Raw genomic sequence first — 24973 nt, forward strand, 5'->3', positions numbered from 1 at the left:
ACGGGTCGCGGCTTACGCCGCTCCTACCCCAGAGCGGGGTCGGCCGGCGTATGCTGAAGACGGACCCGACTGGCCCGCCGAGGCCGAAGGATCGCGACGATGAAGGTCGTCTACGAAGCCGCCAATCTGATCGACGCCCACCTGGTGCGGCACGCCCTGGAAGCCGACGAAATCCCGGTCTTCCTCAAGGGCGAGGCCCTGCTGGGCGGCATGGGCGAGTTGCCCTTGTTCGGCATGGTCCAGGTCTGCGTCCCCGAGGCGGCCTGGCCGCAGGCGCGCGACATCGTCGAGCAGTTGTCCCTGGGCGAGCCCTTGCAGGCCGCGCAGGACGACGAGCCTGATCTTGATGGGACCGGCTCTGGCGAGCCCGGCCCCGACGCGATCGGCTGGCTGCCGGCCTGAGCCGGCAGGCACGGGTTCTCCCTCCATTTCCAGACGCCGCCCGGCGCGCGTGCCGCGCGGCGCCGGCTTCCCTTCGTTCTTGTTCAGCAGGACCCGCATGCAATCGATTCAAGCCCTGATCCGCGATGTCGCCGATTTCCCCAAGCCCGGGATCGTGTTCCGCGACGTCACCCCGCTGCTCGCCGACGCCGGCGGCTTCGCGCGCTGCATCGACGCGCTGGCCGAGCCCTGGCAGGGCAGCCAGGTGCAGGCGGTGTGCGGGATCGAGTCGCGCGGCTTCATCTTCGGCGCGGCGCTGGCGCAGAAGCTGCACGCGGGCTTCGTGCCGCTGCGCAAGCCGGGCAAGCTGCCGCCGCCGCTGGTGTCGGTGGACTATCAGCTCGAATACGGCAGCGACCGCCTGCAGGCGCGCAGCGACGCACTCAAGCCCGGCGAACGCACGTTGATCGTCGACGACGTGCTGGCGACGGGTGGGACCCTGGAAGCGGCGCGGACCCTGGTCGAGCGTCTGGGCGGGGAACTGGTGGGTGCGAGCGTGTTGATCGAACTGGCGGGCCTGGGCGGTCGCGCGCGTTGGCGGGGCCCGGCGCGCCTGCATGCTTTGCTGAGTTATTGAGTTCGCATCAACCGGGGCAACGCCTATCAGGCGATGCCCCGATCTCCTGACGGCTCCCTCTCCCGCTAGCGGGAGAGGGTCGGGGTGAGGGCCGCACCGATGGCGGCAACGCCCGAAGCCCTCAAGGCTGCCCGCAGCGGTACTTGTCCACGCTCACGAAACCGTTGCTCTGGCCGATCTCGTGGTCGTAGCAGCCCTGGCTGCCGAAACGCTGGTGACGCTGCGTGGAATGACCCACCGCGTGGCGCTGATCGCGCGGCACGCCGTAGTTCCAGCCGGCCTCGCCGTCGAAGCGATTGCGCTTGACCTGGGCGAGCGGCGCCGCGCCCGGCGCCGGCGTCTGCAGGGCGTTGGCGTCGTCGTAGATGTTGAGCCGGGTGGTCACCCGATAGTGATCCTCGACCGGTTCGAAGCTGAGCAGGCCGTCGAAGCCGAAACTCTGCGAGTTCACCGCCACCGAGGGCAGGCCGCCGCCGATGCGGGTGACGGTCTCGGTGTCGTCCCAATCGCCCTTGACGCCGTCATGGAACTCGCCCTCGTCCCAGTGGTGCAGATTGCGGTTGCCGACGATGCGGTCGACGTGGGTGATCACGCGGCCCTGCGATGTCTCCAGCCAGCCGCTCGCGCGCAGGCGGTGGCCGCCGCGGGTGTCGACCTGGAAGCTGCCTGCGGACGGACTGCTGTAGGCCGGATCGTTGGCCAGCGTGCCGAGCTCGTAGCTGAGCAGGCCGCCGCGGGTGCTGGCGCGATGCGGATCGCGCCAGAACTGCAGGTTCGGTTGCAGGGTCCAGCCCGAGGCACCGTCGGGCAGGTTGGCGACGCGGAAGCGCACCTCGTGCGGGCGGCCGTCGTTGACCAGGCCGATGTAGGGCGTGAGGTCGTAGCGGATCGGTTCGATGTTGAACGCGCGCGGCGCCGGCATCACGTACCACAGGAAGGGGTTGGACCAGCCGCCGGTGTAGATGTGCGGATAGGGCATGGCGATGCCGGCGACGCGGCCGTCGATCAGCACTTGCACTTCGCGGTAGGGGCCGTTCTGCGCCGGGCAGGAGTAGTTGGCCTGCGGCGGCGCGGTGAAGTACCAGAACTCCTCGCAGCCGCCGCCGGAACCGGTGGCGTAGACCTCGGCGATCCAGCGCTGCGCGTTCGCGGGCAGGGTGGTGTCGCCGACCAGGTCGGCGCCGTCGCGGCGTTCGCCGGCCAGCGCTGCGACGCTGTCGGCGGCGGGGGTCGGCGGATGGCGGCGGTCGGCATTGTAGAAGGTCACGCGTGCCTTGATGTGGATCACGCCGGTGTAGGTCTCGTTGACCACGTTGCCCAGGTACATGCGCACTTCCTGCGGCGACTTGAGCAGGCTGGCGTAGGCGCTGATGTCCTTCTCGACATGCCACTGGATGCCTTCGCGCGAGGGCTCCGGCGTGCTGGTCGAGAACACCGTCATGCCGCCGATCTGCAGGTAGCCCAGGCGGTCGTACTGCACGCCCTTGACCGCGCCGTCCATCTCCAGCACGACCTTGTTCCAGGGCCCGGGGCAGGCGGCCGGCGCTGCGATCCGGCCGTAGTGCCAGTCGAAGTCGGCGAAGCTGGTGTCGAGGATCTCGACCGTGCAGCTGGCGGTCGGCGGACGCGCGACCGCGGGGTCGGCGGTGCGCGGGTCGTCCCAGTCGCTGCCGAATTCGTCGGCGGCTAGGGCCGGCGCGGCGCTCAGCAGCAGGCCGGTCGAAAACAGGGTGGAGGCGCACCAGGCGCGCAGGCTCGCGTTCGCGTGCATATCGGTTCGGTTCCTTCGGTGGCGGGGTGTCCGCGCTGCGGTCGCGATGCCGCGATGCGGCATCCCCCTGCGGACCGGGCGGTGCCTTGCGAGCATCCTGCTATCGCGCCTCGAGGACAGCGAACGCGGTCGCGGTTCCTGCGCCGGGCCGGCCGGCTTGCGTGCGGTGGTCGGCGGAAACCGCCTTCGCGCACGGCCGCCGCAGCCCTACCGAACTCTTGAAACAGCGGGCTGCGCGCCGCATTTCTGTGGCACGGATCTCCCCCGTCACGAGCAGGAGTCGGACATGCTGGGTATCGGCGCCAACAAACAACGTCTGCCGCAACCGCAGGACGCGCTGCCGGGTCGCGCGGACCCGATGCCGCTGCACGACGCCCACTACGTCCACGGCCGTCCGCTGCGCGGCGGTCCCGACGCGTTCGCCGGCCTGGCCCAGGTCCAGTTCGGCATGGGCTGCTTCTGGGGCGCGGAGCGCAAGTTCTGGTCGCTGCCGGGCGTGGTCACCACCGCGGTGGGCTATTCCGGCGGCTACACGCCCAACCCGAGCTACCGCGAAGTCTGCAGCGGCCAGACCGGCCACACCGAAGCGGTGTTGGTGGTCTATGACCCGGCCGTGGTGTCGTTCGATGCGCTGCTGCAGACCTTCTGGGAAAGCCACGACCCGACCCAGGGCATGCGCCAGGGCAACGACGTCGGCACCCAGTACCGTTCGGCGATCTATTGCAGCGACGAGGCCCAGTACCGCGCCGCCCTGGCCAGCCGCGATGCGTTCCAGGCGCGCCTGGGCGAGGCCGGCTACGGCGAGATCAGCACCGAGATCGTGTTTCCGGCGCCGACCTTCTACTACGCCGAGGACGAGCACCAGCAGTACCTGGCCAAGAACCCGATGGGCTACTGCGGGCTGGGCGGCACCGGGGTCAGCTGCCCGATCGGCGTGGGCGCCTGAGCGCCCGTCTGCGCGGACTTGCGCCGATGCGGCGCAGGCTCGGCGCCGCGCTCACATGCGCTTGATCGAGCACACGTAAACCACCTCGCAGGCACCGCCGCCGCTATCGCTGCGTGTGGTCGAACTGCGCCATTTCCAGCCGTCCGGCGCCTGCGCCTCGACCAGCCAACCGTCGATACGCACGCGCTCGCCTTCATGCACCGACTTCAGCGCTGCGGCGACCGCATCGTCGGCCGGGATCATGTGCATGTTGGCGCTGGAGCGCACGATCTCCTCGGGCGGCAGCGGCGGCGCGTTCTCCCAGCGATAGCGATAGAAGCGGCCGCCCTGGCTGATCGACAGCCGCGACAGCACCGCGTCGTCGCGCATGCGACCCCAGCCCAGGGCCAGGTCGGTCGGCGACAGCTCGGCCTCGCGGCCGCTGCGGTAGTCCTCGCGCCCCAGCACGCGCGCGTCGACGCTGAAGCCCGCCAGCGGCGTCAGGGTCGCGGCCTGCAAGCGGAACGGCGCCAGCGACGAAGGCGCGGAGGTCTGCAGCGGTTCGTTTCCGGACGCCACCGACGGCGGCAGCTGGCAACGGTTGCTCGCGCCCTCGGCGGCGGCCGGCGCGGCGCCGTGCGGCGACGCGGTCCACCAGCCGATCGCGCCCACGACGGCCAGCAACACCAGCCATCCACGCAGGCTCATGCGCGTTCTCCGCGCCGGCGCGGCTTCGGCGGCGCCGGCGGTCTGGGCGGTTGCAGCAGCGCCTGCGGCAGCTTGCGCAGTTCCACCGCCAGTTCGCTGAGGAAGTCCGACATCGCCGAACTGCGCCGCCACAGCATGCCGATCTGGCGGTGCGGCGCTTCGCCGTTGAAACGCAGCAGGTGGATGTCGGGCGAGGGCGGCACCGGCGGCTGCACCGCCAGCATCGGCAGCAAGGTGATGCCGACGCCCGCGGCGACCATCTGGCGCAGCGTTTCCAGGCTGGTCGCGCGGAAACCGTCGCGCTCGTCCGCGCCGGACAGGCGACAGACGTCGAGCGCCTGTTCGCGCAGGCAATGGCCTTCTTCGAGCAACAGCAGGTGCTGGTCGTCGAGATCGTGCAGGTCGAGCGAATCGCGCCCGGCCATCGCGTGCTGCTGCGGCACGGCCAGCAGGAAGGGTTCGTCGAACAGGGGCTCGACGTGCAACTGGTCGTCGTGGATCGGCAGCGCGAGCAGGCCGGCGTCGAGGCGACCGTCGCGCAGGCGCGCCAGGATCTGATCGGTCTTTTCCTCCACCAGCAGCAGCTCCAGGCGCGGGAAGCGCTTGCGCAGGCCCGGCACCACGTGCGGCAGCAGGTAGGGGCCGAGGGTCGGGAACAGGCCCAGGCGCACGGTGCCGGCTTCCGGGTCCTGGCTGCGGCGCGCGATCTCGCTCATCTGCTCGACGTCGGCGATGACCTTGCGCGCGCGATCGGCGATGTCGCGGCCGACCGGGGTCAGCATCACCCGCCGCGGCGCGCGCTCGACCAGGGACACGCCCAGCTCGTCTTCGAGCTTCTTGATCTGGGTCGACAGGGTCGGCTGGCTGACGAAGCTGGCGGCGGCGGCGCGGCCGAAGTGCTTGTGATCGGCGAGCGCGACCAGATATTTGAGATCACGGAGATTCATGGCGCGACACCGGGCTTAAAGGTTCAGAACGAATGTTCATTGAGGTAGGCTATCGCCATCATAGGAACAATTCATTTCTGTAATCAAATGCTGTCCTGCAACATAGCGTCATCGGATGCGGTCCGCGGCATCCAACCCCCTTTGCTACCCCTTCCCATCCGTTAATCAAGGAGTTGTCCGCATGCTTTCCATCGGCGAAAAGTTCCCGAAATTCAAGGTCAAGGCCACCGTCGGCATCGAGAGCCTCGACAGCGCCTTTGCCGACATCGACAACGACACCTACAAGGGCAAGTGGCTGCTGGTGTTCTTCTATCCGAAGGACTTCACCTTCGTCTGCCCGACCGAGATCAAGGGCTTCGGCGACCTGAATCAGCAGTTCCTGGACCGTGATTGCCAGGTGCTGGCCGCTTCCACCGACAGCGAGTTCGTGCACCTGGCGTGGCGCAAGGACCACAAGGACCTGCGCGACCTGCCGTTCCCCATGCTGGCCGACATCAAGAAGGACCTGACCTCGGCGCTGGGCATCCTCAGCGAAGACGGCGTGGCCCAGCGCGCGACCTTCCTGGTCGATCCGGAAGGCATCATCCGCTTCGTCTACGTCACCGACGGTTCGGTCGGCCGCAACCCGCAGGAAGTCCTGCGCGTGCTCGACGCGCTGCAGACCGACGAACTGTGCCCCTGCAACTGGAACTCGGGCGACAACACGCTGAAGGTCGCCTGATCCGTCAGTCGGATCGGTAAGCCAGGCCGCGGATCTCCGTGGGTCGCGGCCGGCTGCGAACCCAGCGTCTACGTCCGGTTTCACCTGCGCCGCCCGCCACGCGGTCGGCGCAGATCTTTTCAGGCACGCCCCGCACGTGGGCCGGCTTCATCCCCGGCTCTCCCCTCCCTCCCGTGCGGGATGCCCGCAGCCGGGGTTCGCCCCGGCTGTTTTTATCGCAGCGCCGCAGCGCGCAGGCCGCGTTTCGCGGCGCCACGACCGTTACGCCGCCGCAAGGCGTCCGCCAGCCGCAGGCCCCGCGCCGCACGCCAGCCAGCGCCGCCGCCGCGCAACGGTTTCCCTCGTCCATGCAGTACCCAGGAGTACCCCGATGAGCCTTTCCGATCTTCGCAACTCGCTGCCCGACTACGCCAAGGACCTCAAGCTCAATCTCGACAGCGTGTTGAGCGAGCCCGGTGCGCAGGGCCTGGACGGCAAGCAGATCCGCGCCATCGCCCTGGCTTCGGCGATCGCCTCGCGCTACAAGCCGCTGGTCGCCGCGATCGAAGCCTTCGCCGCCGAGCAGCTGTCGGCCGAAGAGCTCGACGGCGCCCGCGCCGCGGCCGCGATCATGGCGATGAACAACATCTACTACCGCGCCACCCACCTGATCCAGAACGAGGAGTACGGCCAGTTGCGCGCCGGTCTGCGCATGAACGTCATGGCCAACCCGGGCATCGACAAGATGTCGTTCGAACTGGCGTCGCTGGCGGTGTCGGCGATCAACGGCTGCGGCGCCTGCATGGACTCGCACGAGCGCGTGCTGCGTAAGCACGAAATCAGTGCGCAAGCTGTGCAAAGTTCGTTGAAGATCAGTGCCGTGGTCCACGCCGTGGCGGTGACTCTGGAGCAGAGCGCGGCCTGATCGGCGCCGGCGCGTACGGCCCCGAACGGTCGCGCGCGCGGCGGTATTCCCGACGGCCGGCCCTGCGCCGGCCGTCGTTTTTGCGCCGGCGGATGCGGGCGGCGGCCCGCGCTCGCGTAGGATGTGCGGCTGAATTCGCCGGGCGCGGAGCGCCTGGCGCAGGGCCGCCCGGAAAGGACACCGCCGATGAACCGCATCGATCTGCTGCTGCGCGAAGCCAGGACCCGTCTCGACGACGGCGCCGAGGCCGAGCTGCTGCTCGCGCATGCGCTGGGGCAGCCGCGCAGCTGGCTGTTCGCGCACGGCGACGACGTGATCGCCGAAGACCTGGCGCGCCGCTACCGCACTTTGATCGCGCGCCGCGCCGACGGCGAGCCGGTCGCGTATCTGCTGGGCCAGCGCGGCTTCTGGAGCTTCGACCTGCGCGTCACCCCCGCGACCCTGATCCCGCGCCCGGAAACCGAATTGCTGGTCGAACTGGCCCTGGCGCGGCTGTCCGCGGGCCGGGTCGCGCGCATCGCCGACCTCGGCACCGGCAGCGGCGCGATCGCGCTGGCGCTGGCGCGCGAACGCCCGGCCGCGCGCGTGATCGCCACCGACGCCAGCGACGCGGCGCTCGGCGTGGCCGCCGACAACGCGCTGGCGCTGGCGCTGGGCAACGTCGAGTTCCGCAACGGCGACTGGTACGCGCCGCTGGAAGGCGAGCGCTACGACCTGATCGTCAGCAACCCGCCCTACATCTCCGAAGACGACGCCCACCTCGAGCAGGGCGACCTGCGCCACGAGCCGCGCACCGCCCTGGCCTCGGGCGCCGACGGCCTGGACGCGATCCGCGCGCTCGCCGCCGGCGCGCTCGCGCACCTGCAGCGCGGCGGTTGGTTGCTGATCGAGCACGGCTGGCAGCAAGGCATGGCGGTGCGCGGCCTGCTGCGCGACGCCGGCCTGGTCGAAGTGGCGACCGAGCGCGACCTCGAAGGCCGCGATCGCGTGACCCTGGGGCGCGCGCCGGCCGACTAGCGGCCGCGTCCGCGTCCGCCGCATCGCATCGCGGCGATATTCCCCGTTCGTTTCGGCGCCGACGCGCCGCACGGCCGCGGTCCGCGGCTTCGCCCGCGCGCCGCGCCTCGGTAGACTCGGCGCATTCCGTCAGCGAGATTCCGCGATGCGCACGCTCTATCCCGAGATCGAACCCTACGAGACCGGCACGCTCCGGGTCGACGACCGCCACACTCTCTATTACGAACAGTGCGGCAACCCCAAGGGCAAGCCGGTGGTGCTGCTGCACGGCGGCCCCGGCGCCGGCTGCAGCCCGAAGATGCGCCGCTTCCACGACCCGGCCAAGTACCGCGTCGTCCTGTTCGACCAGCGCGGCAGCGGCCGTTCGACGCCGCACGCGGACCTGGTCGACAACGGCACCTGGGAACTGGTCGCCGACATCGAGCGCCTGCGCACGCAGTTGGGCATCGAACGCTGGCAGGTGTTCGGCGGTTCCTGGGGTTCGACCCTGGCCCTGGCCTACGCCCAGACCCACCCGCAGCGCGTGACCGAGCTGGTGCTGCGCGGCATCTTCATGCTGCGGCGCTGGGAGCTGGAATGGTTCTACCAGGAAGGCGCCTCGCGCCTGTTCCCGGATGCGTGGCAGCACTACCTGGCGGCGATCCCGCCGGTCGAACGCCACGACCTGATCAGCGCCTACCACCGTCGCCTCACCAGCGACGACGAGTCCGTGCGCCTGGCCGCCGCGCGCGCCTGGAGCGTCTGGGAGGGCGCGACCAGCTTCCTGCACGTGGACGAGGATTTCGTCAGCGGCCACGAGGACGCCGCGTTCGCGCTGGCGTTCGCGCGCATCGAGAACCATTACTTCGTCAACGGCGGCTTCTTCGAGGTCGAGGACCAGCTGCTGCGCGACGCCCACCGCCTGGCCGGCATCCCGGGCACCATCGTCCACGGCCGCTACGACGTGGTCTGCCCGCTGCAGAACGCCTGGGACCTCAAGCAGGTCTGGCCCGCGGCCGAACTGAGCATCACCCCGGCTTCCGGCCACTCCGCCTTCGAGCCCGAGAACGTCGACGCCCTGGTGCGCGCGACCGACCGCTACGCCGTCGCCTGACGCGGCTGCGGCGACCGCGCCGTACGACGGCCGGCAGCTCGCAGCTGCCGGCCGTTTTTGTTTTCGTTTCGGTATCGCCGCAAGCGCGGCTAGCGTCGCTTCGGCAGCGTGGGCACGTGGGCACGTTCTCTATGCGAAAGGCGTGTGCGGCGTGCTTGCAGGCTCCGACGTCGGCGCCGCATGCGTCCAACGTGCTGCGGCGCCGGAGTGCGGCTGCGAACTCGAACGGCCCGCCGGTGCAAACGGCCGGCGGTCCCGCCTCAATCCGCGCGCGAGCCGTCCGGGTTGTGCTCGATCATCCACAGCCCGGCCCAGAGCTTGAGATCGAGTTCGTAGCCTTCGGCGTGCTTGCGCATCAGCCACGCCGGGGCGTCGCTGCGCGCGACTTCGTGGACCACGATGTCCTCGCCGTCGACGCCGCCGCCGTCGCCGACCCGGCTCAGCTGGCGGGCGCGCACGAAGGCGATACGTTCGCTGCTCATGCCCGACGAGGTCGGGCCGGTCAGCAGCACGTCGACGCGTCCGGCCTGCCAGCCGGTTTCCTCGATCAGCTCGCGGCGCGCGGCGCTTTCCAGGGTGTCGGCGGCGTGATCGTCGCCGACCAGGCCGGCCGGCATTTCGATGGTGTGTGCGTTCAAGGGCACCCGGAACTGCTCGACGAACAGCACTTTGTCTTCCGGCGTGACCGCGACGATGATCACCGCCATGCCGTTGCCGTGGGTGCGCTCGGCGTATTCCCAACGGCCGCGGCGCATCATCCGCAGCCACTGGCCGTCGTACAGGGTTTCGACTGTTTCGTTCATCGCGGCTTCGATCATGGCGCGTCCAGGCGTTCGTTCGTCCGATGCTACGACGGAAGCGATGACGTCGCGAAGTCCAGGCCGGCGGCTTCGTGCAGGCGGCGCCGGGTCATGGGGCCGAAGCGCAAGGATTCGCATAGGGCCAGCAGCTCCGGCGCCAGGCCGCGGCCGCGCTGGAACGCGGCGATGCCGTCGCCCAGCGGCGCGTCCAGGGCGATGGTGGTCAGGCGCCGGCACAACAGCGCCTGTTCGCGGTGTTCGCGCAGGCGCGCGGCCGCGCTGGCGGCGCCGCGCACGCGCAGGAACGGCACTTCCTCGACCCGCGCCAGCAAGGCGTCCAGGGTGCCGAAGTGGTTCAACAGCGCGGCCGCGGTTTTTGCGCCGATGCCGGGCACACCGGGGATGTTGTCGACCGCATCGCCGGTCAGGGCCAGGTAGTCGGCGATCTGGCGCGCTTCCACGCCGTGCCGCGCCGGCACTCCGGCCGCGTTCCAGCGCTGGCCGCGGGCGTAGTCCCACTGTTCGTCGGCCTCGTCCAGCAACTGCGACAGGTCCTTGTCGGCCGAGACGATCACGCCGCGGTAGCCCTGCAGACGCATCGTCGCCAGGGCGGTGCCGATCAGGTCGTCGGCCTCGTACTCGCTGTGGGCCAGCACCGGCAGGCCGAGCGCGCGGCACAGCGACTTGCAGTGCTCGAACTGGCGCTTGAGCTCCTGCGGCGCAGGATCGCGGTTGGCCTTGTAGGCCGGGTAGATGGCGTTGCGGAAGCACGAGTCCAGGGCTTCGTCGAAGGCGATCGCGATGTGGCGCGGGCGTTCGCGTTCGATCAGTTCGGCCAGGAAGCGGGCGAAGCCGTGTACCGCGTTGGTCGGCCAGCCTTCGGCGTCCTCGAATTCGTTGGGCATCGAGTGCCAGGCGCGGAACACGTAGAGGCTGGCGTCGACCAGGTACAGCGGCGGGCGCGCGGCGCTCATGCCGGAGCCCAGGCGGACAGCAAGGCGAGCGGGTCGGGGCGTTCGCGCTCGGGCACGTCGAGCTTGGGGGTGCCGATATGGATGAAGCCGGCCACGCGCTCGTCCGCGCCCAGGCCGAACCAGTCCGCGACCTGCGGATCGTAGGCCGGCCAGCCGGTCAGCCAGACCGCGCCGAAGCCCAGCGCCTGCGCGGCCTGGAGCAGGGCGAAGCAGACGCAGCCGGCGGTGAGCAGGCGCTCCTGCTCGGGGATCTTCTCGTCCGGGCCCAGGCGCGCGACCACCACCACTATTAAAGGAGCGTGCGAAAAGCGGCCGCGGTCCTTCTCGACCGCGGCGTCGCCGGCGTCGGGGTCGCGTTCCTGGCCGCGCGCGGCCAGGCGCTCGCCGAGCGCATGGCGGGCGTCGCCGCGGATGCTGAGAAAGCGGAACGGCACGCGCTTGCCGTGGTCCGGCACCCGTACCGCCGAACGCAGCATGCGCTCCAGCTGGCGCTGGTCCGGGCCCGGTTCGGTCAGCTGCTTGGCCGGCACCGAGCGGCGAGTGTCCAGAGCCGCTAACGCTTTTTCGGTTTCAGGGAGGAAGTTGGGATCGATTCGGGACATTAGTCACAAAAGCCTATTTTGTGTGTGCATTCGCTGTCGTATCTTGCCACTATGCTGTTGCCAACTGCCTAAAAACGGCAGGTTCGGTCCACACGGTCCAAAGCGTCCAAAGCACGATTCAAGCCCATCCGGGAACAGGGGAACACGCAGTGTCCGGTCACCTGCACGGCGTAGCTCAAGGCACGCGTACCGATCCCTTGCGCATGCTCGAGGAGATCAAGCGCCTGGCGTTGGAGCATCTGGGCGGCCTGCCCGGAACCCTGTACGGCCCGATCGAGGACGCCATGAAGGTGGACTCGCTGAAGGGCGACGGCAAGAACCATCAATACGAAGAACAAGCCGCATTGTGGGTACTGCGGCAGCATCAGGCTACCCATGTGATGGCGTTCCGCCAGCAGGTGGCCAAGGGCTTCGACGAATTCCGCGCCCTGCGCATCCGCAGCGGCGGCGAAGTGCCGATGCGGCTGGTGGACGAGAACCAGCTCGAGTTCGACCTGGCCGGCGAGCGCCTGACCGAGTCCCTGTGCGGCCGCTACGCGCGCCCGCTGGACATGGTCCAGGGCCGCTTGCTCGCGGTCTCCGAGGCCATGCACCTGGCACCCGGCCCTAATCCGATCGGCCCGCAGCGCCTGGTCGCGGCCTTCGTCGAGACCTTCGTCGACGCGCAGCTGCCCGAGCCGCTGCGCGCACGCCTGTTCCGCCAGTACGAATACGAGCTGGCGCGCCTGCTGGGCGACCTGTACGGCCGGGTCAACACCCTGCTGTCCAGCAACGGCTACGGGGTCGGGATGGGTCCGAGCCTGAGCCCGAAGCCGCCGCGCGAGACGGTCCGCGAGCGCGGCTACGGCGACTTCGATCCGAATCACGGCGCGGGCTTTGGGGAGCCTGCGCCGAACGCCAACGCGTACGGCGCGTATGGCGGCGCGTCCCCCGGTTCCGCGCCGAACGGCGGCCATGCCGCCCAACACGAACCCCAACGTCCGCCGATGTCGCCCAGCGATATCGCGGCCATGGCCAGTGAGCTCGCCGATTTGCGCAGTCAATTGCATGCCTGGCGCGAAGGACTGATGCGGTCCGACGCCGTCCCCCACGCCCATGCCCCGCAACGCACGATGGCCCCGCGCCGCGAGCTGCGCATCGACGAAGTCGTCAGCGTCGCCTCGCTGCTGCAAGCCGAACCGCCGGACGCGTTCGCGCGCGCCCTGGCCGTGTCCGGGCGCCTGGGCGAGAGCATCCGCGACCATCTGCACGATGGTGCGCGGCGGCTCGGCCTGAATCCCGACCAGACTTGCTTCAGCGCCGAAGAGGACGACGCGATCGACCTGGTCGCGCTGCTGTTCGATTCGCTGTTCCGCAACCACGCCCTGCAGGACCGCGCGCGCCGCTTGTATGCGCGCCTGGTGCTGCCTTACGTCAAGGTCGCACTGACCGACAACGAAGTGTTCGTGAAGCGCGAACACCCGGCGCGCCGTCTGCTCGATGCCATCACCGAAGCCTGCGAAGGCAACGACGGCGAGACCCCGCAGGACCGCGAGCTGCTGGACCGCGCCACCGAGATCTCGCAGCGGATCGTCGCCGACTACAACGAAGACGTGGCCGTGTTCGAAATGGCCCACGCCGAACTCGACGCACTGCTGTCGCAGCAGCGGCGCCGGGTCGAGCTGCAGGAGCAGCGCGCGGCCAAGGCCACCTACGGCCGCGAGCGCCTCGGCGCGGCGCGCAGCCAGGCCGACAGCGCCCTGCGCGAGCGTCTGGCCGAACCGCCGCTGACCCAGGCCGTGGCCGATTTCCTCGCCATGCCCTGGCGCCATCACCTGGTCCAGACCCTGCTGCGCGAAGGCGGCGAAGCGCGCCGCGACGAAGCCCTGTCGCTGGGCGACGCCCTGATCGAAGCCGATCGCCTGGCCGCCGAGCAGCGCGGCCGCGAACTGGCCGATCGCCTGATCGCGCTGCAACCGCTGATCGTGCAGTGCCTGGCCAGCTCCGGCCTGGACGACAGCGCCGCCCAGCACGGCATGGCCGGACTGGTGCGGGCCCTGGCGACGCCGGATTCGGCGCGCCGCACGCGCCCGGCCTCGCCGCTGCCCGCGGCCGAGGACGAAGCCGTCGAGGAAACCCGTCGCTACCTGCCGCCGGGCAAGGACGTATCCCAGCACGATCCGGTCCTGGCCGAGCGCATGCGCGGCCTGGATCCGGGTGACTGGCTGCGCCTGACCGACCTGCAGGGCGAGCAGATCGCGGCCAAGGTGGCCTGGGTCAGCCCGCTGACCTCGCGCTACCTGCTGGTCAACCGCCGCGGCCTGCGCGTGTTCGCGGCCTCGCCGGAAGAACTGGCGATCCTGGCCGGCGAAGGCCGGCTCAGCATCGGTGCCGAGCGCAACGCCTTCGACGAGGCCATGCGTCAGGTCCGCCGCCATCTGGATCGCGCGGTCGGCCATCGGTAAAGGCTGGGAACTGGTAAAAGCAGGAAGTAGTAACGAGTGGGATGCCAGCTGCTGGGTTTCCGGGGCCGGTTGGTGGCTGGCGTTCTCACTGCTTTCCGATTCCTCTTCTGTTCGTCCCTGTAAGAGGGGACTCCCGCCGTCGCCAGCCGTACTCCGTTCTTACTGGTTCCTGCCCCCACTAGTTCCTGCGTCAGGTCCACCGCCATCTGGATCGCGCGGTCGGCCATCGGTAAAGGCTGGGAACTGGTAAAAGCAGGAAGTAGTAACGAGTGGGATGCCGGCTGCTGGGTTTCCGGGGCCGGTTGGTGGCTGGCTGGCGCTCTCACTGCTTTCCGATTCCTCCTCTGCTCGTCCCTGTAAGAGGGGACTCTCGCCGTCGCCAGCCGTACTCCGTTCTTACTCGTTCCTGCCCCACTAGTTCCTAGCCTTATTCGGCTACGATGCGGCGAGACACCCATTACCGGGCATGGAGCGAAGCATGGCGGGCATCAGCATAGGCGTTGCGAGCGAAACCGCGGCGGGCGAACGGCGCGTCGCGCTGACCCCGGAAACCTGCAAGAAGCTCGTCGCGCGCGGTGCGCGCGTGCGCGTGCAACGCGGGGCCGGTCGTGCCGCCAGCTTCGGCGACGAGGCCTACGTCCAGGCCGGCGCCGAACTCGCCGACGATGCCGCCGCCGCGCTCAACGACGCCGATTTGGTGCTGTGCGTGCAACCGCCCGACGCCGCGACCCTGGGGCGCCTGCGCGAAGGCGCGGTGCTGGTCGGCTCGCTCGCGCCGCAGGCCGATGCCGCGCGCGGCGAAGCGATCAGCGCGCGCGGACTGATCGCGTTCCCGCTGGAGCGCCTGCCGCGCACCACCCGCGCCCAGGCCATGGACGTGCTCAGCTCGCAGGCCGGCATGGCCGGTTACAAGGCGGTGCTGATCGCCGCGCAACTGGCGCCGCGCTTCTTCCCGATGCTGACCACCGCCGCCGGCACCATCCGCCCGTCCAAGGTGCTGATCGTCGGCGCCGGCGTCGCCGGCCTGCAGGCGGTCGCCACCGCCAAGCGCCTGGGCGCGCAGGTCGAAGGTTTCGATGTCCGTCCCGAGACGCGCGAGCAGATCGAATCCCTGGGCGGCAAGTTCCTCGACCTGGGCGTCAGCGCCGCGGGCGAGGGCGGCTACGCGCGCCAGCTCACCGAGGAAGAGCGCGCCGAGCAGCAGCGCCGCCTCGGCGAACACCTGAAGAACATCGACGTGATCGTCTGCACCGCGGCCGTGCCCGGCCGTCCGGCGCCGAAGATCATCAGCGCCGCGATGGTCGCCGGCATGAAGCCCGGCAGCGTGCTGGTCGACCTGGCCGCCGAGACCGGCGGCAATTGCGAACTCACCCGTCCGGGCGAAACCGTCGATGTCGACGGCGTGACCATCGCCGGCCCGCTCAACCTGGCCAGCAGCGGTGCGGTCCACGCCAGCGAGATGTACGCGCGCAACGTGTTCAACTTCGTCAGCCTGTTCGTCGACGGCGGCGAACTGAAGTTCGACTGGAGCGACGAGCTGCTGGCCAAGACGGTGTGGCCGGAGCGGGCGGCCGCGGTGTGAATTCCGCGACTCCGGACCAGGCCTCGTTCGAGGTCCGATTCCGCTACAGCTTTTGGGACCGGCTCCGCTCCGGCCTGGTGATGTCGTTCCAGACCCCTTGGGGCGCCCTGACTTTCCTGGCGTTCCCCTTGGCTGCGTTGGCACTGCTGTCGCTCTACTGGTACGAAGGCCTGCCGATCGGTGGGCTTTTCGTGGTCTCGATCGCGGCTGCGATGTCCTTCCCGTTGTTGTTGCAGGCCTGCTTCGCGATCGCAGTGCACTTCTTCGGTATGCACAAGGATCGTACCTACCAGTACCACTTCGGCGACTTCGGCTTGCGGGCCTGCAGCGACGTCGAGGAATGGACGCAATCCTGGAAGGCGATCACGCGGGTGAAGCGTCAGGGCGGCTTCTTGCTGCTGTTTTTCTCGCGCGGCCGCGCGCATTGCCTGCCCTCTCGACAGCTGCAGCAGCAAGGGGCCCTGGAGCCGATCCTGTCCCTGGCCCGCGCGCACGGCGTCCGCGGCGCCTGATCGCCTGCGGCGAGCCGCTGTTCGGCCCTCGGCTGCGCGCGCTTAACCTGGGGGTATGCATCCTGCTGGCGTCCTCTAGCGGAGCCCCGGCATGGACGACGACCTCGACACGATGACGATCGAGCGATTGCGCGAGGAAGTGCGGCGCCTGCGCGCCGGCATCCGCGCCCACCGCGACAGCAGCCTGCACGAACTGTGCTGGCACCATCCGCAGCTGTGGGAACTGCTGCCGGAGCCTACTCGGGCTGAGATCGCAGTGCCGGAGTGGCCGGCCTTCATGCGCGGCTGCGTGCGCTACCGGCAGTCGCTGGACCGGCAGCGGCCGGACGCGCCGCGGGTGGATATCGAAGCCGAGTGAGCCGCCTGCGCGCAGGCATCGCGTGCGATGGTTTGCGGAAGAGGGCGACGATGCGGTTGTCACCGCATCCTACGGTCGTCGACGACGTGGCCGGACGCTTGTCCGCCAGGCGCTACGTAGGATGCGGTAAGCCGCAGGCGCACCGCATCGCGCGGCGGTGGTGGTGGTGGTGCGATGGTTTCCGGAAGAGGGCGGCGATGCGGTCGCCGCCGCATCCTGCGGGTCGAACGCGGCTCGATCCGCCGCGCTACGCAGCCTTCAAGCGATCAGTCGACAGTTTCGCGATACGCCAGAACAGGCTCGCATCGCCAGCGGCCCGAGCGGAGAGCATCGCGCCGTGGATGGATGCCATGAAAACGTCCGCTTCGGCGGCCGGCGTTTCGGTCAAACGCATCGTGCCCGTCGCCGCGCCTTCTTCCATGGTCGCGGCCAGCCAGGCCTGTAGGTCGTGGAAGTGGCCCATGACCTGATCGGCGACCTCGACGGGAATCGCCGGGAGTTCCGCGGCGAGCAGCGCGCAGATGCAGATGGGCGGGTTGGCGTCCTGGATGCATTCGGCCCAGTAGCGGCTGTAGGCGACCAGCCGCGCGAACGGATCGGGGATCGATTGCTGCAGCGACTGCAGGCCCTGGCGCATCGCGGCGCGGTGCAGGGCGACCGTCGCGGTGACCAGGTCCGCCTTGGCGGGAAAGTGATGATGGATGCTGGCTTTCCTGACGTTCACCGACTCGGCGATGTCCGCGTAGCTGAAGCCGTTGTATCCGCCCAAGGCCAGCAGCTCATTGGTGCGGCGAATGATCTGCTGGGCCTTCGGCGAATACGTCGCCTGCGATTCGGTTGCTGCCGTCATCGATCGCTCATCGGGTTCGTTGCTTGTATAGCGCACGCATCTGCAAAGGGACGCCCACGATCAGCGCCAACAGCACGAGGCCCTGGACGCTCAGCAGCAAGGGATCCTTCAGATCGGTAACCAGCGGGTCGCCGACAGGGAGCCTGCGCAAGCTTTCCGTCACCGTGGGCACCATCAGCAGGAACACGCTGAGGCTCAGCGAAACGGTCTGGAAGTAGATCCAGGGCCGCTGTGCGGGCCGCCACTTGGCCAGACCGTAGCCGGTCAGCAGTACCACCAGCGTGACGGTGGCCAGGATCAGGCTGACCGGCTGCTGCGCGATCGGATACACCGTCAGCGCGCCCAGCAGCATGAACCAGAAATAGGCGCGCCCCGGTGTCGTCTCCGGAGCGATCCGTCCGTACTTCAGCAGCATGTAGGCCGCGAGCGGAATCGCCGGGAGGCTTCCCAGCGTGTGCAGCCAGCCGATCGGTGAAATACCCATGTGACGGTCCGCTTTGATGAGGTGTCGTCAATCTACCAACTAGTAGGTAGGCTCGTCAACGGGCCTCACTGATCGCCGGACCGGGCGGTTTTCTGGTGTCGATGCCGTGCGCACGCCGCTGAGCGACGCGCGACCGATTCCTCATCCCTGCCAGGCGCGTGTCCCGTGATTCAGCGCCGTGCCGCGGGCGCGCCGGCGAGCGGGGTACGGACATTCCGCGTGCGTCGGCGCAACAGGCTTCGAGGCCGCGTCGCCGCCGCTCAGCGCTCCGGCCGGGCCTCGTCCCTGGAATCGCGGCGCGAGAGGTCGCCCGCCTTGGGCGCGTTCCGCTGCATCCACTCGCGGCGCTGCTCCGGCGTCATCGCGCGCCAGCGCTCGCGCAGCGCTTCGCGCTCGGCGTCGCTGAGATTGCGCATGCGGCCGAACAGCGCGCGCGCTTCCTCGCGCTGCTCCGGGTTCATGCCTTCCCAGCGGCGCATGCCGTGGCGCGCGCGCTTGCGCTCGTCCGGGCTCATCTGCTGCCAGCGGCGGGCGTGATCGAGCATGCGCTGGCGTTCGTCGGGCTCGGCGTTCCAGCGGTCGCGCACCGGCGCGATCAACTGCTCGCGTTGCTGCGGGCTGAGTTGTTCCCAGGCCGGCGGCGGCGCGGCGCCCTTGGGCGCGCGCGCCTGCGGACCGCCGGCGAACGCGGGGGCTGCGGTCAGCAGAGTCAGGGCGAGCGCGACGGTCAGGGCAGGGCGGAACGGAAGGCGGAACATGCGGCTTACTCCGTTGCGGGCAGGTCGTCGGCGGACGCCAGCCACAGGTAGAAATCGGGATTCTCGTCCAGCGACGCCAACGCCGTGGCGTTGTCGTAGGCGGCGGCCTCGGGTGCGGGCAGCATCGCGACCGGGGGCGTCGCCACCGGCGGGGCGGCGGTCTGCGGCGCGCGCTGCAGCTGCACGCCGATCGCCAGCGCGAACACCGCCGCGCAACCGCTGGCCAGGGCCCAGCCCAGGCCGCGGCGCGGCGCGCGCGCGCGTTCGACGCTGGCGTGCCGGGCCGTGCGCAGGCGCGCGCGGGTGGCCGGGGACACGGTGCCCAGCGCCTGCCGATGCAGGGCGCGGGCGGCCTCGTCGAAGCGGCGCTCGTCGTCGCCGGTGCCCGGGTCGGCGCCGTAGCGCGGGTCGTTGCGGTTCATCGCCAGTCCTCCAGTTGTCGCTGCAGCGCTTCGCGCGCGCGCGACAGATGCGTCTTCACCGCGCCTTCGCTGCAACCCATCGCCCGCGCGGTCGTGGCGACGTCGAGTTCTTCCAGTACGCGCAGGCTGAACGCCTCGCGTTGCCGGCGCGGCAGGGTGCCCAGCGCATCGGCGAGTTTTGCGTAGGCCTCGCGGCCGTCGTGGGTGCGCGCCGGGTCGGGGCCGTCGTCGGCCCAGTCCAGCGGAGTTTCGTCGTCGCGCGCGGCCGGCATCAGCCAGCGCAGCCGGAACGTGCGCCGGCGCTGCACATCGACGATGCGGCTGCGCAGGATGCTCCAGAACAGCGGCGTCCATTCCGCGGCCGGCCGCTCGCCGTAGCCGAGCATCTTCATCATCGCGTCCTGGACCGCGTCCAGCGCGTCGTCGCGCTGGCGCAGTCCGAGTTCGGCGAAACGGAACGCACGCGTGCCGATGCCGGCGAGGAATTCCTCCAGCGTCGCGGGGCTGCGCTCGGTCGCGCCGGCGGGCGGCGCGACCAGAGCCAGATCGTCGGCTTCGGCGGACACGATTTGCAGCATACGGCTCAAGGCTTAATGCCGGCGGTCCCAGCGGCGGTCGTAACGTTCGCCGCGGCGTTCCCAGCGCGCTTCGGCCAGGTCGCCGCGACGGTCCAGGCGGGCCTCGGCGCGCTCGCCGTGACGGTCGACGCGGGCGGCGGCGCGCGCGTGGCCGTGCGCGGCCAGGACCTGGGCGTGACGGTCGCTGCGGGCCTCGATGCGGTCGCCGCGATGGTCCAGGCGGCGGTCGATGCGCTCGCCATGGCGTTCCATGCGGTGCTCGACCCGGTCGCCACGGTCGCCGGCGACGGCATTGCCGGCCAAGCCCAGGGCGGCGCCCAGGCAGACCAGAGCGAGCAGATAAGGTGTGCGCTTCATGTGGTTTTCCTCGTCGGCGGATGCGTTTCGACCCCTGTGAGGAGGCAAACGCCCGGCCGTCGCTGCGGTTGACAACGCTGGCGCCCGGTTCATGGAACGTTATGATGCGGAAGACATCGCATGGGGAAGGCAAAGATGGGCGACGGGTTCGTGGCGCTGTACATCTTCATGTTGGCGGCGATCGCCGGCCACGTGATCATCTCGCGGGTACCGGTGATCCTGCATACCCCGCTGATGTCGGGCTCCAACTTCATCCACGGCATCGTCCTGATCGGCGCGATGGTCGTGCTGGGCCACGCCGACACCACTTTGGAAAAAGCGATCGGCTTCGTCGCGGTGCTGCTGGGCGCGGGCAACGCCGCCGGCGGTTACGTGGTGACCGAACGCATGCTGGAGATGTTCAAGGCCAGCAAGAAGCCGGCCGGCAAGTCCGGGGGCGCGGCATGAGCGCGCAAGTGCTGCTGGCGTCGGCCAGCTATTTCGTCGCCGCGACCCTGTTCCTGCTGGGCCTGCAGCGCATGGCCTCGCCGGTCACCGCGCGCAGCGGCATCCGCTGGGCCGGCATGGGCATGGTGATCGCGACCGCGGCCACCTTCCTGCTGCCCGAGCTGCACAACATCGTGCTGATCCTGCTGGCGCTGGCGATCGGCACCGGCCTGGCCTGGATCTCGGGCAAGAAGGTCGCGATCACCGACATGCCGCAGATGGTCGCGCTGTACAACGGCATGGGCGGCGGTTCGGCGGCGGCGATCGGCGCGGTCGAGCTGCTGCGCTTCGCCAGCCTGCAGACCAGCGATCCGCTGATCGCGCAGCTGCAATCCGGCCACGTCGACATGCAGCTGCCGACCACGACCCTGGTGCTGGCGGTGATCGGCGCGGCCATCGGCGCGGTCTCGCTGTCGGGTTCGATCATCGCCTGGGCCAAGCTCGACGGGCGCCTGGACCGGCGCGTGGTGTTCCCGGGCCAGCAGATCTTCAACGCCGCGGTGGCGCTGGCGTTGGTCGCGCTGGGCGCGGTCGTGGTGCTGACCCTGAACGTGCCGGCGATCATCGCCTTCTTCGTGGTGGCGCTGGCGCTGGGCGTGCTGATGACGCTGCCGATCGGCGGCGCCGACATGCCGGTGGTGATCTCGCTGTACAACGCCCTGACCGGTCTGGCGGTGGCGTTCGAAGGTTATGTGCTGGGCAACGAGGCCCTGATCATCGCCGGCACCATGGTCGGCGCGGCCGGCATGCTGCTGACGCGCCTGATGGCCAAGGCCATGAACCGGCCGATCACCGGCGTGCTGTTCTCCAACTTCGGCGGCGGCGGTCAGGCCCAGGAGATCAGCGGCAGCCAGAAGCCGATCGAGGCCGGCGACGTGGCCGCGATGATGGCCTTCGCCGAGCGCGTGGTGATCGTGCCGGGCTACGGCCTGGCGGTGGCGCAGGCGCAGCACAAGATCTGGGAGCTGACCCAGAAGCTCACCGAGCGCGGGGTCAAGGTGAAGTTCGCGATCCATCCGGTCGCCGGACGCATGCCCGGCCACATGAACGTGCTGCTAGCCGAGGCCGGCGTGCCCTACGACATGATCGTCGACATGGACGACATCAACCCGGAATTCCCCAACACCGACGTGTCGTTGGTGATCGGCGCCAACGACGTGGTCAACCCGGTCGCCAAGACCGACCCGGCCTCGCCGATCTACGGCATGCCGATCCTGGACGTGGTCAATTCCAAGAACACCATCGTCATCAAGCGCGGCAAGGGCACCGGTTTCGCCGGCATCGAGAACGCGCTGTTTTACGCCGACAACACCCGCATGCTGTTCGGCGACGGCGCCGAGATGGCCAGCGCGCTGGTGTCGGAGCTCAAGGCGCTGGACGGCGGGCACTAGCCGCCCGGCCTGGAGGTTGCGCCGGCGCGAGCGCGGCGCACCTCGATCGGGCTTACTGGCCGCCGCGCACGCGCAGGGTCAGGCCCTTGAGGAAATTGCGCAGCAGCTGATCGCCGCAGGCGCGGTAGTTCTTGTGGTCGCTCTGGCGGAACAGCGCGCTCAGCTCCGGCTTGGAGACCGGGAAACCGGCGTCCGCGAACGCCTGGTGCATGTCGATGTCCTTCAGCTCGAACGCGACCCGCAGCTTCTTCAGCACCAGGTTGTTGGTGACGCGCTTTTCGAACGGGCGCGGCGGCAGGCTCTCGTCGCGGCCGCGGTAGTGATAGACCAGGCCGTCGAGGAAACGCGCGAGCACCGCGTCGTTGCATTCGGCATAGCCTTCGTCCTCGTCCTTCTTGAGGAAGGCCTGGACCTGGGTCTTGTCGATGGCGTAGCCGGGGTCCGCGAGCTGGACCAGCTCGACGACCTTGTTGTCGCTGAGGTCGAGCATGTAACGGATGCTGCGTAGTACGTCGTTGCTGATCATTGCCTGTCCTGCCGAGCCGGGCCGGTGCTACCGGAGATGAAGTCTGCGGTGCCCGCTGGCCAGGGCGCCGGTGGCTGCTGCGTCTTCGCGTGCATCGCGGCCCGGCATGCGCCGGGACGTCCGCGAGACGGGATTTTCGCATTTCGGACGCGATCGGGCGCGCCGATATCGGTCCGGAACGGGTATCGGACCGGTTTCGGGCGGGCTTGGACGAGTTTCGGGCGGGTCCGGGACGGGCTTTTCGGGCCGGACAGGGCGCTGGATTCGATGCCGGCGCGTCGAACGGCGGTCGGCGATGTGAATCCGAGGCGGGTACCGGCCCTACAAGGGCGGCGGCCGTCCCTGGCCACCGTCGGGGAATGCGCGGTCGCTCAGCCCTGCAGTTCGCTGAAGACGTAGCCCTGGGCCTTGCGGTGTTCGTGACAGGCGGTGCAGCCGGCGCGCTGGCCGCTGTTGAGGCGGTCGGCGTCCGCGCCGGCGGCGAACTCGGCGTAGCCCCAGCCGCCGGTGGCGGCGTAGCGGCGTGCGTCCTTGACCATGACGTCGACGTGGCGGCGTGGGCCCTGATCGATGCTGCCGTCGGGCGTGACGCGGGTTTCGAACAGGTCGTAGGCCAGCATCGAGCCGTCGGCGAAGCGGCCGTCGCGGTAGCCGGCCAGGGCCAGTTCGTTGGCATAGATGTGGTGCAGGCCGCCATAGCTGGCGAAGGCCGGGTGGCCGGCGGGGATCAGGCCGCTCTTGATGTGGGTCCAGCGCGTATAGCCCTGCGGGAAGGCGATCGGCGCGTGCGCGGCGGCTTCGGCTGAGGTGAGGTCGGCTGAGGTGGGTTCGGGCGCGGCGTAGCCGGCCGAGATCGCCAGACCCGAGCCGAGCGCACCGGTCACGACCAACGCCAGCGCGATCACCGTGCGGCGGCGCGGTGCCGCGGTATCAGCGCGCATCGGCGGCGAGCCCCTGGCCGTGGGCGCGATCGCCGCCGGCGAAACCGCGGCGCACGATCAGCGCGATCGGCAGGCCGACCAGCAGCGCGTGGGCGACGATGCTGCATGCGATCCACAAGGTATTGGCGGCGGCCGGGCCGGGCAAGGCCGACAGCGGCACCACGACGTAGGTCATCAGCACGTACAGCAGCAGGCCGTACAGCAGGCCGTAGCGCACCGGACGTGCGACCAGCGCCGGCCAGCGGCGCGCGACCAGGGCGTAGGCCGCGGCCATCATCGTGGCGATGAAGTAGTGCAGGACCAGACCCAGCGCAGCGCTGGCGTTGCCGCCGCCGAACGCGTCCTTGCCGAGCACGCCGGCGGCGATGCTCTGGCCGATGCGCTGCGCGGGCACGCCTTTCAGTCCCCAGAAGGTGGTGGCGTAGACGATATCCAGGGTGCCGGCGACCAGGCCGGCGGCGAGCACGCACAGCAGCAGGCTGCGGGTGGTGGGCATAGCGGAGCGGGGCATGCGGTGGTCCTCGTCGGGGTTGCGGCGGTCGGTGCGATGGTTCGTGGGAGCGGGCTCAGGCGGCCTGCGGTTCGGCGCATTCCATCCGCCGCGCCTCGGTCGCGGTCAGGCCGAAGGAATGCTTGAAGGCGCGGCAGAACGCACTCTGACTTTCGAAGCCCAGGGCCTCAGTGATCTCGCACACCGGCATGCGGGTCTCGCGGACCATGCGCCAGGCGCGGTCGGAGCGCAGGCGCGCGGCGTATTCGGTCGGGGTTTCGTCGAACACGTCGCGGTAGATGCGGATCAGGTGGCAGGGCGAGTAGCTCGCGCTGCGCGCCAGCCGTGCCAGGTCCAGGCGCGCGTCGGGATGACGGCGGATCAGGTGCTGCACGCGCAACAGGCGCAGCAGGGTCTGCTGGCGCCGCCGCAGGGTGCGGCCGCTGCAGCGCTGCAGGCGCTGGTGCAGGTCGCGTTGCTGGTCGATCAGGGCCGCGCACAAGGCTTCCAGCAAGGGCTCGATGTCGTCCTCGACGTCGCGCGCGCGTCGCGCCAGGCGCACGGTCAGGCGCCGCAGGTCGCGGCTGGACGCGCCTTCCCAGGGGAACAGGTCGGCGCCGCCGCTGTCCGCAGGGCCGTCCTCGCCGTGGCGGTTGGTGCGCAGGTAGCGCGCCCAGGCCGCCTGCGAGCCGGCCAGGGCCAGCCAGCCGCAGGGCTGGCGCGCGCTGCAGCGCAGGGGGCCTTCGCGCCAGACCTGGGCATGGCCCGCGTCGATCTCCCAGCTGCTGTCCTGGGCTTCGCAGCGCAGCCGGCCCGACAGCGGCAGGCAGAACGAAATCCACTGCGCCGGCAGTTCCAGTTGCGCGCCGCGTGCCGAGGCGCGCAGCAGGTGCAGGGCGTCGCCGCTGGCGGCGCTGAGGTCGAGGTTTTCGGCGAAGCGGAGGGGGTGGTAGCGCAGGTTCACGGGGGGCTCTCGCGATTCGAAGGCGCTTCCGGCGCCGTTGCGATCACCCTACCCAGCGTTGCGCGCGGGCTGGAGGACCAATTGTCGCGAACGCGATGGAGCCAATCGGAAGCCGCTGCGGGATCCGAAAAAGAGCCCGGGAAATATTCCCGGGCATGCCTGCGGACGGTGGCTGCGCTGTGCCGTGGTTTCGTGCGTGCCGGACTAGCGTCGACCTTGCTTCGAGAGAGAGAGGGAGCACCGCGGACGCCGCAAATGGTGGTCGCGGCGCGGCCCCGGCGCTGTTCCGCGGGCGCCCGCCCGGATCGACGCGGGCTGTCGTTCGGCTGTGCCGAAGACGCGAAAAAAAG

General features: G+C 69.8%; 29 protein-coding genes. 13 read left to right on the forward strand and 16 right to left on the reverse strand.

The features are described 5' to 3' along the window. Nucleotides 1-99 precede the first annotated feature (99 nt). Both ASE10_RS14995 and ASE10_RS15000 read left to right on the forward strand, forming a co-directional pair. Nucleotides 100-402, forward strand: a complete 303-nt coding sequence (locus tag ASE10_RS14995; protein WP_082559548.1) for a DUF2007 domain-containing protein — start codon at nt 100-102, stop codon at nt 400-402. 97 nt (nt 403-499) lie between these two features. Then, complete coding sequence (locus ASE10_RS15000; RefSeq protein ID WP_056305837.1) at nt 500-1018, forward strand: adenine phosphoribosyltransferase; 519 nt, start codon at nt 500-502, stop codon at nt 1016-1018. A gap of 121 nt (nt 1019-1139) precedes the next feature. On the opposite strand, the gene ASE10_RS15005 is transcribed toward ASE10_RS15000, so the two are convergent. Next, nucleotides 1140-2789, reverse strand: a complete 1650-nt coding sequence (locus tag ASE10_RS15005; RefSeq protein ID WP_056305835.1) for a peptide-N4-asparagine amidase — start codon at nt 2787-2789, stop codon at nt 1140-1142. 286 nt (nt 2790-3075) lie between these two features. Between ASE10_RS15005 and msrA the strand changes: the two genes are divergently transcribed. Beyond that, the gene (gene msrA / locus ASE10_RS15010; RefSeq protein ID WP_056305833.1) at nt 3076-3735 is read left to right on the forward strand and encodes a peptide-methionine (S)-S-oxide reductase MsrA; all 660 of its coding nucleotides are present in this window, start codon (nt 3076-3078) and stop codon (nt 3733-3735) included. A 51-nt stretch (nt 3736-3786) separates the two neighbouring features. Here msrA and ASE10_RS15015 read toward each other — a convergent pair whose 3' ends face one another. After that, nucleotides 3787-4422: a hypothetical protein gene (locus tag ASE10_RS15015; protein ID WP_056305831.1), complete on the reverse strand. Its 636-nt coding sequence runs from the start codon at nt 4420-4422 to the stop codon at nt 3787-3789. Then, the gene (locus ASE10_RS15020) at nt 4419-5369 is read right to left on the reverse strand and encodes a LysR substrate-binding domain-containing protein (RefSeq protein WP_055900679.1); all 951 of its coding nucleotides are present in this window, start codon (nt 5367-5369) and stop codon (nt 4419-4421) included. Before ASE10_RS15020 ends, ASE10_RS15015 begins: the two co-directional genes overlap by 4 nt. 181 nt (nt 5370-5550) lie before the next feature. Between ASE10_RS15020 and ASE10_RS15025 the strand changes: the two genes are divergently transcribed. From ASE10_RS15025 to pip, 4 genes are all read left to right on the forward strand, one after another. Beyond that, nucleotides 5551-6090: a peroxiredoxin gene (locus tag ASE10_RS15025; RefSeq protein WP_055900689.1), complete on the forward strand. Its 540-nt coding sequence runs from the start codon at nt 5551-5553 to the stop codon at nt 6088-6090. A gap of 370 nt (nt 6091-6460) precedes the next feature. Then, nucleotides 6461-6994, forward strand: a complete 534-nt coding sequence (locus ASE10_RS15030; protein WP_056305829.1) for a carboxymuconolactone decarboxylase family protein — start codon at nt 6461-6463, stop codon at nt 6992-6994. 186 nt (nt 6995-7180) lie between these two features. Beyond that, nucleotides 7181-8011 carry a peptide chain release factor N(5)-glutamine methyltransferase gene (gene prmC, locus ASE10_RS15035; RefSeq protein WP_055900695.1) on the forward strand — a complete coding sequence of 277 codons (831 nt, stop codon included), beginning with the start codon at nt 7181-7183 and terminating at the stop codon, nt 8009-8011. Nucleotides 8012-8156: 145 nt separating this feature from the next. Continuing rightward, a complete protein-coding gene (gene pip, locus ASE10_RS15040) occupies nt 8157-9104 on the forward strand; it encodes a prolyl aminopeptidase (protein WP_056305827.1) in 948 nt (315 codons plus the stop codon). 260 nt (nt 9105-9364) lie between these two features. On the opposite strand, the gene ASE10_RS15045 is transcribed toward pip, so the two are convergent. The 3 genes from ASE10_RS15045 to ASE10_RS15055 are packed head-to-tail and all read right to left on the reverse strand — an operon-like array spanning nt 9365 to nt 11480. After that, on the reverse strand, nt 9365-9907 hold the full coding sequence (locus tag ASE10_RS15045) for an NUDIX hydrolase (RefSeq protein WP_056305901.1): 543 nt from the start codon (nt 9905-9907) through the stop codon (nt 9365-9367). Nucleotides 9908-9951: 44 nt separating this feature from the next. Further along, nucleotides 9952-10878: a 5'-3' exonuclease H3TH domain-containing protein gene (locus ASE10_RS15050; RefSeq protein ID WP_056103958.1), complete on the reverse strand. Its 927-nt coding sequence runs from the start codon at nt 10876-10878 to the stop codon at nt 9952-9954. Next, nucleotides 10875-11480, reverse strand: a complete 606-nt coding sequence (locus tag ASE10_RS15055) for a nitroreductase (RefSeq protein WP_056305825.1) — start codon at nt 11478-11480, stop codon at nt 10875-10877. Before ASE10_RS15055 ends, ASE10_RS15050 begins: the two co-directional genes overlap by 4 nt. Before the next feature lie 149 nt (nt 11481-11629). Between ASE10_RS15055 and ASE10_RS15060 the strand changes: the two genes are divergently transcribed. From ASE10_RS15060 to ASE10_RS15075, 4 genes are all read left to right on the forward strand, one after another. Beyond that, nucleotides 11630-13924 (forward strand): DUF1631 family protein, encoded by a 2295-nt coding sequence (locus ASE10_RS15060; protein ID WP_157481007.1) that lies wholly within the window; start codon nt 11630-11632, stop codon nt 13922-13924. A 478-nt stretch (nt 13925-14402) separates the two neighbouring features. Further along, entirely contained in the window at nt 14403-15506 is a 1104-nt protein-coding gene (locus ASE10_RS15065; RefSeq protein ID WP_055900712.1) for an NAD(P) transhydrogenase subunit alpha, read from the forward strand. After that, on the forward strand, nt 15479-16018 hold the full coding sequence (locus ASE10_RS15070; RefSeq protein WP_055900715.1) for a YcxB family protein: 540 nt from the start codon (nt 15479-15481) through the stop codon (nt 16016-16018). The genes ASE10_RS15065 and ASE10_RS15070 overlap by 28 nt, the downstream gene beginning before the upstream one ends. Before the next feature lie 91 nt (nt 16019-16109). Continuing rightward, nucleotides 16110-16376, forward strand: coding sequence for a hypothetical protein (locus ASE10_RS15075; RefSeq protein ID WP_055900718.1), 267 nt, complete (start codon nt 16110-16112; stop codon nt 16374-16376). Between the two features lie 247 nt (nt 16377-16623). Here ASE10_RS15075 and ASE10_RS15080 read toward each other — a convergent pair whose 3' ends face one another. From ASE10_RS15080 to ASE10_RS15105, 6 genes are all read right to left on the reverse strand, one after another. After that, nucleotides 16624-17226 (reverse strand): TetR/AcrR family transcriptional regulator, encoded by a 603-nt coding sequence (locus tag ASE10_RS15080; protein ID WP_055900721.1) that lies wholly within the window; start codon nt 17224-17226, stop codon nt 16624-16626. A gap of 7 nt (nt 17227-17233) precedes the next feature. Then, nucleotides 17234-17710, reverse strand: coding sequence for a hypothetical protein (locus ASE10_RS15085; RefSeq protein ID WP_055900723.1), 477 nt, complete (start codon nt 17708-17710; stop codon nt 17234-17236). Nucleotides 17711-17970: 260 nt separating this feature from the next. Beyond that, complete coding sequence (locus tag ASE10_RS15090) at nt 17971-18468, reverse strand: DUF3106 domain-containing protein (protein ID WP_055900725.1); 498 nt, start codon at nt 18466-18468, stop codon at nt 17971-17973. Between the two features lie 5 nt (nt 18469-18473). Then, nucleotides 18474-18890 carry a hypothetical protein gene (locus tag ASE10_RS15095; RefSeq protein ID WP_055900728.1) on the reverse strand — a complete coding sequence of 139 codons (417 nt, stop codon included), beginning with the start codon at nt 18888-18890 and terminating at the stop codon, nt 18474-18476. Beyond that, on the reverse strand, nt 18887-19477 hold the full coding sequence (locus ASE10_RS15100; RefSeq protein WP_235565773.1) for an RNA polymerase sigma factor: 591 nt from the start codon (nt 19475-19477) through the stop codon (nt 18887-18889). Before ASE10_RS15100 ends, ASE10_RS15095 begins: the two co-directional genes overlap by 4 nt. A gap of 3 nt (nt 19478-19480) precedes the next feature. Next, nucleotides 19481-19825: a hypothetical protein gene (locus ASE10_RS15105; RefSeq protein WP_055900734.1), complete on the reverse strand. Its 345-nt coding sequence runs from the start codon at nt 19823-19825 to the stop codon at nt 19481-19483. Nucleotides 19826-19960: 135 nt separating this feature from the next. Between ASE10_RS15105 and ASE10_RS15110 the strand changes: the two genes are divergently transcribed. Together ASE10_RS15110 and ASE10_RS15115 are read left to right on the forward strand one after the other, a co-directional pair. Next, nucleotides 19961-20272: an NAD(P) transhydrogenase subunit alpha gene (locus ASE10_RS15110; RefSeq protein WP_055900736.1), complete on the forward strand. Its 312-nt coding sequence runs from the start codon at nt 19961-19963 to the stop codon at nt 20270-20272. Beyond that, entirely contained in the window at nt 20269-21702 is a 1434-nt protein-coding gene (locus ASE10_RS15115) for an NAD(P)(+) transhydrogenase (Re/Si-specific) subunit beta (protein WP_055900739.1), read from the forward strand. Before ASE10_RS15110 ends, ASE10_RS15115 begins: the two co-directional genes overlap by 4 nt. Before the next feature lie 52 nt (nt 21703-21754). Here the strand turns inward: ASE10_RS15115 and ASE10_RS15120 are convergent, their stop codons facing one another. The 4 genes from ASE10_RS15120 to ASE10_RS15135 all read right to left on the reverse strand — a co-directional run bounded on the left by ASE10_RS15120 (nt 21755) and on the right by ASE10_RS15135 (nt 24623). After that, a complete protein-coding gene (locus ASE10_RS15120) occupies nt 21755-22228 on the reverse strand; it encodes a DUF1456 family protein (RefSeq protein ID WP_055900741.1) in 474 nt (157 codons plus the stop codon). A gap of 371 nt (nt 22229-22599) precedes the next feature. Continuing rightward, a complete protein-coding gene (locus ASE10_RS15125) occupies nt 22600-23169 on the reverse strand; it encodes a cytochrome P460 family protein (protein WP_055900744.1) in 570 nt (189 codons plus the stop codon). After that, on the reverse strand, nt 23159-23680 hold the full coding sequence (locus tag ASE10_RS15130) for a hypothetical protein (protein ID WP_157481006.1): 522 nt from the start codon (nt 23678-23680) through the stop codon (nt 23159-23161). The genes ASE10_RS15125 and ASE10_RS15130 overlap by 11 nt, the downstream gene beginning before the upstream one ends. A 55-nt stretch (nt 23681-23735) precedes the next feature. Beyond that, on the reverse strand, nt 23736-24623 hold the full coding sequence (locus ASE10_RS15135; RefSeq protein WP_055900750.1) for an AraC family transcriptional regulator: 888 nt from the start codon (nt 24621-24623) through the stop codon (nt 23736-23738). Nucleotides 24624-24973: the final 350 nt, after the last annotated feature.

Source organism: Lysobacter sp. Root76 (genome assembly GCF_001428685.1).
Lineage (GTDB): Bacteria > Pseudomonadota > Gammaproteobacteria > Xanthomonadales > Xanthomonadaceae > Lysobacter.

Coding starts and splice junctions, on each gene's coding strand:
- ASE10_RS15085 (WP_055900723.1), bottom strand. CDS start 17,710: ATGGGTATTTCACCGATCGGCTGGCTGCACACGCTGGGAAGCCTCCCG.
- ASE10_RS15030 (WP_056305829.1), top strand. CDS start 6,461: ATGAGCCTTTCCGATCTTCGCAACTCGCTGCCCGACTACGCCAAGGAC.
- prmC (WP_055900695.1), top strand. CDS start 7,181: ATGAACCGCATCGATCTGCTGCTGCGCGAAGCCAGGACCCGTCTCGAC.
- ASE10_RS15080 (WP_055900721.1), bottom strand. CDS start 17,226: ATGACGGCAGCAACCGAATCGCAGGCGACGTATTCGCCGAAGGCCCAG.
- ASE10_RS15000 (WP_056305837.1), top strand. CDS start 500: ATGCAATCGATTCAAGCCCTGATCCGCGATGTCGCCGATTTCCCCAAG.
- pip (WP_056305827.1), top strand. CDS start 8,157: ATGCGCACGCTCTATCCCGAGATCGAACCCTACGAGACCGGCACGCTC.
- ASE10_RS15130 (WP_157481006.1), bottom strand. CDS start 23,680: ATGCCCCGCTCCGCTATGCCCACCACCCGCAGCCTGCTGCTGTGCGTG.
- ASE10_RS15015 (WP_056305831.1), bottom strand. CDS start 4,422: ATGAGCCTGCGTGGATGGCTGGTGTTGCTGGCCGTCGTGGGCGCGATC.
- ASE10_RS15050 (WP_056103958.1), bottom strand. CDS start 10,878: ATGAGCGCCGCGCGCCCGCCGCTGTACCTGGTCGACGCCAGCCTCTAC.
- ASE10_RS15115 (WP_055900739.1), top strand. CDS start 20,269: ATGAGCGCGCAAGTGCTGCTGGCGTCGGCCAGCTATTTCGTCGCCGCG.
- ASE10_RS15020 (WP_055900679.1), bottom strand. CDS start 5,369: ATGAATCTCCGTGATCTCAAATATCTGGTCGCGCTCGCCGATCACAAG.
- ASE10_RS15120 (WP_055900741.1), bottom strand. CDS start 22,228: ATGATCAGCAACGACGTACTACGCAGCATCCGTTACATGCTCGACCTC.
- msrA (WP_056305833.1), top strand. CDS start 3,076: ATGCTGGGTATCGGCGCCAACAAACAACGTCTGCCGCAACCGCAGGAC.
- ASE10_RS15095 (WP_055900728.1), bottom strand. CDS start 18,890: ATGAACCGCAACGACCCGCGCTACGGCGCCGACCCGGGCACCGGCGAC.
- ASE10_RS15005 (WP_056305835.1), bottom strand. CDS start 2,789: ATGCACGCGAACGCGAGCCTGCGCGCCTGGTGCGCCTCCACCCTGTTT.
- ASE10_RS15045 (WP_056305901.1), bottom strand. CDS start 9,907: ATGAACGAAACAGTCGAAACCCTGTACGACGGCCAGTGGCTGCGGATG.
- ASE10_RS15055 (WP_056305825.1), bottom strand. CDS start 11,480: ATGTCCCGAATCGATCCCAACTTCCTCCCTGAAACCGAAAAAGCGTTA.
- ASE10_RS15025 (WP_055900689.1), top strand. CDS start 5,551: ATGCTTTCCATCGGCGAAAAGTTCCCGAAATTCAAGGTCAAGGCCACC.
- ASE10_RS15090 (WP_055900725.1), bottom strand. CDS start 18,468: ATGTTCCGCCTTCCGTTCCGCCCTGCCCTGACCGTCGCGCTCGCCCTG.
- ASE10_RS15110 (WP_055900736.1), top strand. CDS start 19,961: ATGGGCGACGGGTTCGTGGCGCTGTACATCTTCATGTTGGCGGCGATC.
- ASE10_RS15075 (WP_055900718.1), top strand. CDS start 16,110: ATGGACGACGACCTCGACACGATGACGATCGAGCGATTGCGCGAGGAA.
- ASE10_RS15125 (WP_055900744.1), bottom strand. CDS start 23,169: ATGCGCGCTGATACCGCGGCACCGCGCCGCCGCACGGTGATCGCGCTG.
- ASE10_RS14995 (WP_082559548.1), top strand. CDS start 100: ATGAAGGTCGTCTACGAAGCCGCCAATCTGATCGACGCCCACCTGGTG.
- ASE10_RS15105 (WP_055900734.1), bottom strand. CDS start 19,825: ATGAAGCGCACACCTTATCTGCTCGCTCTGGTCTGCCTGGGCGCCGCC.
- ASE10_RS15065 (WP_055900712.1), top strand. CDS start 14,403: ATGGCGGGCATCAGCATAGGCGTTGCGAGCGAAACCGCGGCGGGCGAA.